The 8,045-nt window shown below is 65.1% G+C and carries 8 protein-coding genes; all 8 read right to left on the reverse strand.

What is annotated here, in order from left to right:
* Window positions 1-1,008: a PhoH family protein gene (locus ACNA1V_RS11690; protein WP_415833781.1), complete on the reverse strand. Its 1,008-nt coding sequence runs from the start codon at window positions 1,006-1,008 to the stop codon at window positions 1-3.
* Entirely contained in the window at window positions 1,001-2,479 is a 1,479-nt protein-coding gene (miaB, locus tag ACNA1V_RS11695) for a tRNA (N6-isopentenyl adenosine(37)-C2)-methylthiotransferase MiaB (RefSeq protein WP_415833782.1), read from the reverse strand. Before miaB ends, ACNA1V_RS11690 begins: the two co-directional genes overlap by 8 nt.
* Before the next feature lie 122 nt (window positions 2,480-2,601).
* Window positions 2,602-4,200, reverse strand: a complete 1,599-nt coding sequence (locus tag ACNA1V_RS11700) for a gamma-glutamyltransferase family protein (RefSeq protein WP_415833783.1) — start codon at window positions 4,198-4,200, stop codon at window positions 2,602-2,604.
* A 41-nt stretch (window positions 4,201-4,241) separates the two neighbouring features.
* Window positions 4,242-5,633 (reverse strand): AtzE family amidohydrolase, encoded by a 1,392-nt coding sequence (locus ACNA1V_RS11705; protein WP_415833784.1) that lies wholly within the window; start codon window positions 5,631-5,633, stop codon window positions 4,242-4,244.
* A 95-nt stretch (window positions 5,634-5,728) separates the two neighbouring features.
* Window positions 5,729-5,980 (reverse strand): DUF4089 domain-containing protein, encoded by a 252-nt coding sequence (locus ACNA1V_RS11710; protein ID WP_415833785.1) that lies wholly within the window; start codon window positions 5,978-5,980, stop codon window positions 5,729-5,731.
* A gap of 8 nt (window positions 5,981-5,988) precedes the next feature.
* Window positions 5,989-6,444: a cupin domain-containing protein gene (locus ACNA1V_RS11715; RefSeq protein WP_415833786.1), complete on the reverse strand. Its 456-nt coding sequence runs from the start codon at window positions 6,442-6,444 to the stop codon at window positions 5,989-5,991.
* Window positions 6,435-7,220 (reverse strand): cysteine hydrolase family protein, encoded by a 786-nt coding sequence (locus ACNA1V_RS11720; RefSeq protein ID WP_415833787.1) that lies wholly within the window; start codon window positions 7,218-7,220, stop codon window positions 6,435-6,437. The genes ACNA1V_RS11715 and ACNA1V_RS11720 overlap by 10 nt, the downstream gene beginning before the upstream one ends.
* On the reverse strand, window positions 7,217-8,045 hold an 829-nt coding region (locus tag ACNA1V_RS11725; protein ID WP_415833788.1), incomplete at its 5' end, for a creatininase family protein. The genes ACNA1V_RS11720 and ACNA1V_RS11725, both read right to left, overlap by 4 nt.

The following is an 8,045-nucleotide window of genomic DNA, read 5'->3' on the forward strand; positions in this document are numbered from 1 at the left end:
TCAGGCATTTTCCGCATCATGGCGTTCGTAGGCATCCACGATGCGGGCAACCAGCGGGTGACGTACGACGTCACGGCTGGTGAACTGGGTGGTGGCAATGCCCTTGACCTCGGACAGCACGCCTACCGCATGCGCCAGGCCGCTGCGCTGACCCTTGGGCAAGTCCACCTGGCTGGGGTCGCCAGTGATGACGGCTTTGCTGCCGAAACCGATACGCGTCAGGAACATCTTCATTTGTTCCGGCGTCGTGTTCTGGGCTTCGTCCAGGATCACGAAGGCATGGTTCAGCGTACGGCCCCGCATATAGGCCAGCGGCGCGATTTCGATGGTGTGCTTTTCAAAGAGCCGCTGCACTTTTTCGAAGCCCATCAGGTCGTACAGGGCGTCGTACAGCGGCCGTAGATACGGGTCCACCTTCTGCGTCAGGTCGCCGGGCAGAAAGCCCAGGCGTTCCCCGGCTTCGACGGCGGGCCGGGTCAGGATCAGGCGTTGTACCGTGTCGCGTTCCAGCGCATCAATGGCGCAGGCAACAGCCAGCCAGGTCTTGCCCGTACCGGCAGGGCCGATCCCGAAAGTGATGTCGTGCTTGAGGATATTGTCCAGATATTCGCGCTGGCGCGGCGTACGCGGCCGCAGGTCGCTGCGGCGGGTGCGCAGGGCGATACCGCCGCTGGCATCATCCACCGGGGGCAGGTCGGCCGGGTCGAAGTCCTGGCTGGCGGCGGCGCGGCTGGCGCCCAGCTCAACCAGTTCCAGCTGCACATCGTCCACCGTCAGCGCCTGCTGTGCGGCGCGTTGATGCAGGCGTTGCAACGCCTGAGCGGCAATGCCGGCATCCTTGCCGCTGATGCTGATGCGGTTGCCGCGCCGTACCAGCGTGGCGTCCAAGCCGTTGGCGATCTGCTTCAGGTTTTCGTCCAGCGGGCCCAGCAGATTGGCCAGGTGCGTGTTGTCGCCTTCCAGCAGGATATCGGTGGCGGGCGGTTTGGGGCTGTGGTTTTCACTCATTGATGGATTCTGCCATGACGGCCGGTGCGATGTCCTGCTCGCGCAGGGCAATGCGCCCGCGCAACGAGTTGGTATTGGCATGGGTGATGAGCACATCAACCATTTGCCCGATGAGACGCTGCGGCGCCGGGAAATTGACGGTACGGTTGTTTTCCGTGCGCGCCATCAGTTCGTTGGGATCGCGGCGCGAGACGCCTTCGACCAGCACACGCTGGGTCGTGCCGACCATGGCGGCGCTGATGGCACCGGCCTGCTCGTTGATGAGCGCTTGGAGGCGCTGCAGGCGCTTGAGCTTGACGTCTTGCGGCGTATCGTCGCTGAGATCCGCGGCCGGCGTGCCGGGGCGGCGGGAGTAAACGAAGGAAAAAGAGGTGTCGAAGCCCACATCGGCAATCAGCTTCATGGTCTTCTCGAAATCTTCTTCGGTTTCGCCGGGGAAGCCGACAATGAAGTCGGAGGACAGCGTCAGTCCGGGGCGAGCGGCACGCAGCCGGCGCACGATGGACTTGAACTCCAGCGAGGTATAGCCACGTTTCATTGCCGCCAGCACCCGGTCGCTGCCGGCTTGCACAGGAAGATGCAGGAAAGGCACCAGCTTGGGCAGGTTGCCGTGCGCGGCGATCAGGCGCGGCGTCATTTCCTTGGGGTGCGAGGTGGTGTAGCGAATGCGCTCGATACCGGGAATTTCGTGCACGTATTCCAGCAGCAGGGCGAAATCGGCGAATTCGTCGGTGTCGCCCATGGCGCCACGGTAGGCATTCACATTCTGGCCCAGCAGGGTGACTTCCCGTACGCCCTGGTCGGCCAGGTCGGCGATTTCCACCAGCACATCATCGAAGGGGCGTGAGACTTCTGCGCCGCGCGTGTAAGGCACGACGCAGAAGCTACAGTACTTGCTACAGCCTTCCATGATGGAGACGAAGGCGGTCGGGCCGTCGATGCGGGCGGGCGGCATGGAATCGAATTTCTCGATTTCCGGGAAACTGATATCCACCTGTGAGCGGCCTTCCTCGCGCCGGCGCGCGATCAGGTCGGGCAGGCGGTGCAAGGTCTGGGGGCCGAAGACGACATCGACATAGGGCGCGCGGGCGACGATGGCGTCGCCCTCCTGGCTGGCGACACAGCCGCCCACGCCTATGATCAGGTCAGGCTTGGTCTGCTTCAGGTGTTTGACGCGTCCCAGGTCGGAAAAGACTTTTTCCTGCGCCTTTTCGCGCACCGAACAGGTATTGAACAGGATGACATCCGCCTGTTCCGGGTCGTCGGTCAGTTCCAGACCTTCGTTTTCACGCAGGACATCAGCCATCTTGTCCGAGTCGTACTCGTTCATCTGGCAGCCGAAGGTACGGATGTAGAGTTTGCGCGTCGAGCCGTCGGCGGCGGCGAACTGGGCCAGGGTCTGGGCAGTGTCGGGAATGGGGGCGGGCGCGGCCGGCTCGATGCCGGTGCGGCGGAGTGTGGTTTCTTTCATGGGCGGTGCCGTGACGGGTGTTTATCCCGGGGGCAAGAGAAAAAATGAAGGGTAGCCCACGATTTTAACGTGTACCGCAGCAGATTTTCCGAAAGAAAGGCAAGTGTTCCGTCTGCCGACCGCTAGACCCATGCCACCGAGCCGTCGGAGCGAGGGTCAGCGCCACCGTAGAAGCGGCCATCGGCCTGCCGGATGAGACAGCCCGCATGGCCGAATGCTTCGTCGTAGGCGTCACGCATTTCTATATCGTGGCCGCGCGCCGCCAGCTGTTGCACGGTGGCGGCGGGAAAGCGGTTTTCCAGTTTCAAGGTGTCCGACTGCTGGCCCCAGGTGCGGCCCAAGAGCCAGCGCGGTGCATCTATGGCTGCCTGGGGTGTCCAGCCGTGCAGTACGGTGCGCGCAAACACGGCGGATTGCGTTTGCGGCTGGCCATCGCCGCCCATGGTGCCATAGACCATGGTACGGCCGTCATCGAGTCGCGCCATGGCCGGGTTCAGGGTGTGGAAGGGGTGCTTGCCCGGCGCCAGTGCGTTGATATGGTGTTTGTCCAGAGAGAAGGAGGCCCCGCGATTCTGCCAGTTGATGCCTGTGGTGGGCAGGACCAGGCCGCTGCCGAACTCATGATAAATGCTCTGGATCATCGACACGCTGCGGCCGGCGTGATCCATGACACCCATCCAGACCGTATCGGCCGGGCCTTTGCCCTGATTCCATGGCGCCGCCTGGCGCATGTCTATCCGGGCCGCCATGGCGTCCAGGGCGGCGGGCCTGAGAAAGGACGCTGGGTCGCTGCGCAGGCAGCGCGGGTCGCCGATGTGCGCATCGCGGATGGTGAAAGCCTGCTTGGCCGCTTCAACGGCCAGATGGACGAAGTCCGCACCCAGGGGATCCATATGGCTGGCGCCCAGGCGATCCATCAGGCCGAGAATCATCAGGGACACCAGGCCTTGGCTGGGCGGCGGCATGTTGTAAAGCGTGCCCAGGGTGTGATGCAGCGAGAGAGGCTGCACGTGCCTGACATGGTGCGTTTGCAGGTCGGCGATGTTCAACGGACTGCCGCAGTGGGCCAGATCGCTGGCAATATCCTGCGCCAAGTCGCCGCGGTAGAAACTGTCCAGCCCGTCCGCAACCAGGCGTTCCAGGGTGAAGGCCAGCCTGGGCTGGCGGAACAGGCTATTGGTGGCGGGTGCTGCGCCGTTGATCAGGAAGGTGTCGGCAAAGCCGGCGACGGACAGCAGTTCGTCGCGTTTGGCGACGGTGTTGCGATATTGGCTGGCTGTCGTGAGGATGCCATCGCGGGCGTAATGGATGGCATCGGCCAGCAGCCGGGACAGCGGCAGGGTGCCCTGCCAGTGGGCGCGGCTATAGGCCAGGGCTTGCTCCCAGCCGGAGATGGTGCCGGCGACGGTAATGGCCGACTGGCCGCCACGAAATGGAATGCGCGGCTGGCCGTCATAGCTGGCCGGGCTGATTGCCCGGGCGGCTGCGCCGCTGGCATCTATGCCATGGGATATCAGGCTGTTTGCCTTGGGCGTGCCGAGTAGCCAGAAACTGTCGCCTCCAATCCCGTTCATATGCGGGTACACCACGGCGATCGTGGCGGCGGCGGCAACCATGGCTTCGATGGCATTGCCGCCGTCGCGCAGGACAGATTGCGCGGAGCGGCTGGCCAAGGCGTGGGGCGCGACGGCGACCCCGGTTGAGTGGCGCGGGAGAGTCATGATGTGCCTTGCGTTCTTGGATGTTCCGGTGCGCTGGGGCCCTAGGCGGCTTGGCGAACCATGGCGATTCCGGCTTGTTCCAGCTGGCGTGCCGCGTTCAGGCAGAGGTCTTCCCGCCAGGGCGCGGCAATGAGCTGTACCCCCAGGGGCAGATGCGCTGTTGCACCCAGGCCCGGCCAGATGGGCGCGACACAGACCGGCAGGCCGATGAATGAAATGGGCTGGGTCAGCAGGCCCATAGCTTGTGCGGTCGGTACGAAATGGTCATTCAGGGGGACTGCCGTGGTACCGATCAGCGGTGCGGATGTGGGGGTGGCGGGCGCCAGCAGGACATCGTAGTGCTGCAACAGCGTCAGCACTTGTGCGTGGAAACGGCGGCGCAGGCGTTGAGCCTGTTCTACCCAGCTGGCCGGCACCAGGCTGCCGGCGACCAGACGGTCGCGGGAACGCGGCTCATAGTCCTGGTAGTGCCGGGCCAGTGTGGCGCGGTGCAGGTTGCCGCCTTCTGCTGCGGTGATCACGAAGGCGGCGGCGCGGGCCAGTTCCGCCTGCGCCAGCGTGACCGTGTCGGTGGCGTTCAGCACATGCGCAGCCATGTCCACGGCGCGCCTGGCTTCGTCGTTGGCCCAGGCCTGGAAATAGCCACCCAGCACGGCCACGCGCAGGGGGCGCGCTGGTGCCGCCTGCAGCGCCGCAGCCACCGGTTCGGCCGGGCGGCGGGCACAGTATGGATCGTCTTCGCAAGGCCCTTGCAGCACATCGTATGCGGTGGCCAGATCGGCCACGCGGGTGGTCATCAGGCCGACATGATCCAGGCTGTGTACAAACGGAAAGCTGCCATTGCGGGGCAGGCGGCCAAAGGTCGGTTTCAGACCGAAAATGCCGCATAGCGACGAGGGCACGCGTACGGAGCCGTTGGTATCCGATCCCAGCGCCAGCGGGACCATGCCATCGGCGACGGCAACTGCGCTGCCGCCGGAGGAGCCGCCGGCCAGGCGGGAAGGATCATGCGGGTTGCGGCAGGTTCCGTACCAGGTATTTTCGGTGGTGAAGCCATAGGCGTTTTCGTCCATATTGACCGCGCCTGTCAGAACGGCGCCCGCTGCCTGCAGACGGCGGATGACCTCGGCATCGGCCTGTGCTGGCGGTTGCTGTTCGCGCAGGTGCGCGCCGGCCAGGGTGGGCAGGCCGGCGATATCGAACAGGTTTTTGACGGCATAGGGCACCCCCGCCAGCGGCAAATCGCTACCTGCGGCTTGCGCCGCGCCGGAGACGAGCGCTTCGGCCAAGGCACGTTCCTGGGTGATGGCGGTGTAGCATTGGCCGGGGTCCCTAGTCCGTATGCGGGCCAGTGCCTGGGCTGCGTAATGGGTGGCCGGGACGGCGCCGTCAGCAATGCGGCGGGCGATATCGGCAAAGGCGGGGAAGTTCATCTGGGGCTCCGGATACGCGGTTTTCATTGGGTGGGCGCGGGGGCAATGCGGCAAGTCGGACTCAGGCGGGGCCGGCTTGCCGTGACGTTCGCCGGTCAGGGGGAGTACACAGGCGCCGGATCCAGGTCGGCAGGCAGCTCCAGCGCTTGCAGGGGAGCGGCCAGGCAGGCCAATTGCTCGAAGACGGCGGCCACGCGTTCGGTGGCCGCGTCATCCAGGCTGTAGCCTTGCAGGGGCAGGGCTGCCAGCGCGTAGGCGCGCGCCGGAGACGGATCGCAGGCCGTCCGGCTGGGGCTTGGGTGGCTGTGGCCGGGCGCTGGGGCTGCCGTATGCGGTTTTTCGTCCATGGTGGTTCCTAGCGCTCAAGGTCGCGATTGATGCCGTGATGGATACCGTTCAGGACGCGCTTGTCGTCGTCGCCCAGTTCCACCGGAATGCCGCGCCGGATCAGGGCAGCGAAGTCTTCGTCAGGGGTCATGACCGTGAGGCTGTAGAGCTTGCCAGGGCCGGTGTTGACCACGGCGTGTGTCACGCCGGGCTTGAGCAGCAAGGCATCGCCGGCTTTCAAGGGCAGCACCGCGCCATCGGCCCGGGCTTCGCCTTCGCCTGCCAGGATGAAGAACATTTCATGGGCGCGCTGGTGGACGTTCGGCGGAGTGCGGCCGCCTGGTTCGAATATTTCCACAACGGCGACGAGGTCGCAGTCTTCTCCTGCGCCGTCGAACAGCAAGGCAAAGTAATTGGTGTCATTGGCCGAGATGCGGTAGGCAGGGCAATCGGCCATGGATTTGAGGATGGCAGTTAACGGCATGATTCAAGTCCTTGCAGCAGGTCCGTGCTGAGCGCGGTGAAGCCGAAGCATTGGCGTATGTTGTAGCGAGTGGCTTCCAGGCAGAAGCCGGGAGAGGTCGTGGCGCAGCAGTCGTCCAGGTAAATGCAGTCGTAGCCCAGGCAGTTCGCATCCATCAGGGTGGCGAGCACGCATTGATCGGCATTGACGCCGGCAAAGAGCAGGGTCGAGACCTGGAGGTTGCGCAGAATGGCATCCAGCGAGGTATCCCAGAATCCGCTCATGCGGTACTTATCGACCTGGATGTCCTGCGGCGCAGGCTGCAGTTCATCTACGATGGCGGCCGCCCAGGAGCCGGCCTGCAGCACCGGCGCCTGGTTGGCAGGGAGCGGGTCGCCCAGGCCGGTGCCCCGTCCTGCCGGGTTGTAGGTGTGCAATAGAGAGGGGCTCAGGTTCAGGCGATCCTGACGATTGCCCCAATTCAGCCAGAGGACGGGGATGCCGGCGTGGCGTACTGCGGGCAGCAGTTTGCGCAAGGGGGCTATCGGCAAACGCGCGGCGCTGACATCCACGCCGGCCACGGCGGCCAGCCAGCCATCGGGGTGGCAGAAATCGTTCTGCATGTCGATGACGACGAGTGCGCTGCGGCTGGCATCCACGGTCAGATGCTGCGGCAGCGCCGGGAAGGCCAAGGGCCGACTGTGGCGCGGCGGGCGCACCAGCACGGCCTGACGGGCGTTCACCTGCCATTGGTTGGCTGCCGAGGCCCCCAGGGGGAGCAGGGGCTCGGTTTTCATGCGCGGCTCCTCAAGGCATCCAGCGGGTAGGCGTGTACCTCGGCGATCAGCTCCACCAGCCCCCTGGCCGAGTGCTCCACAATCGCCTGGCCGCGTTCGGCATCGGCATCCAGGGCATTGCCGCAGGCGCCCGACAGGTTCATGTCCTGGGTTTGCCAGCCGAAGCCGACTTTTCCTTCGGCGCGCAGATGACGGTAGTTGTTTTCGATTGCGATGGTGGCCGGGACGAAGTTGTCGGCCCGGTCCATGTGGACGAGGTCGGGGCGCAGCGCCAGCATCATTGAGGTTTCCTTGCTGCCGCCGTGAATGCCATGTTCGCGTTCGAGCGCGGGGAATGCCTCGGGATCGGGCGAGCCGAAACTCCAGGTGGCGGCGCAGACTACGAACATGTCCAGGCGCACGCGCAGTTCGCGCGCCACGATGTCCATGACTTGTGGCTGGCCGCCATGCGAGTTGAACAGCACCAGCTTGCGGATGCCGGCGCGGTGCACGCTTTCCGCGATGTCGGTCCACAGCCCGATCAGGGTTTCGGTGCTGAGCGTCAAGGTGCCGGGGTAGGCCTGGTGTTCGTTGGATTTGCCGATGGCCTGCATGGGCAGGAAGACGCCGGGGATGTGGTCGGGCAGCAGTTCGATGGCGCGTTCCACCACCCCGGCATTCAGGCAGGCATCGACATAGACCGGCAGGTGCGGGCCATGTTGCTCGATGGCGGCGACAGGCAGGATGGCGACGGTGTCGGCAGGCAGTGCATCGAACTCGGGCCAGGTCATTTCCACCCAGCGTTTGCTGGGGGTGGCGCGCGGAGCAGGGTGGGGGGCGTGAGAG

Origin of the sequence: Kerstersia similis (assembly GCF_965139615.1) — a bacterium.
GTDB classification, from domain to species: Bacteria; Pseudomonadota; Gammaproteobacteria; order Burkholderiales; family Burkholderiaceae_B; genus Kerstersia; species Kerstersia similis.

Bases quoted from the DNA above. Each gene is read 5' to 3' on its own strand.
- ACNA1V_RS11710 (WP_415833785.1), bottom strand. From the start codon at position 5,980: ATGGACGAAAAACCGCATACGGCAGCCCCAGCGCCCGGCCACAGCCAC.
- ACNA1V_RS11715 (WP_415833786.1), bottom strand. From the start codon at position 6,444: ATGCCGTTAACTGCCATCCTCAAATCCATGGCCGATTGCCCTGCCTAC.
- ACNA1V_RS11700 (WP_415833783.1), bottom strand. From the start codon at position 4,200: ATGACTCTCCCGCGCCACTCAACCGGGGTCGCCGTCGCGCCCCACGCC.
- miaB (WP_415833782.1), bottom strand. From the start codon at position 2,479: ATGAAAGAAACCACACTCCGCCGCACCGGCATCGAGCCGGCCGCGCCC.
- ACNA1V_RS11705 (WP_415833784.1), bottom strand. From the start codon at position 5,633: ATGAACTTCCCCGCCTTTGCCGATATCGCCCGCCGCATTGCTGACGGC.
- ACNA1V_RS11720 (WP_415833787.1), bottom strand. From the start codon at position 7,220: ATGAAAACCGAGCCCCTGCTCCCCCTGGGGGCCTCGGCAGCCAACCAA.
- ACNA1V_RS11690 (WP_415833781.1), bottom strand. From the start codon at position 1,008: ATGAGTGAAAACCACAGCCCCAAACCGCCCGCCACCGATATCCTGCTG.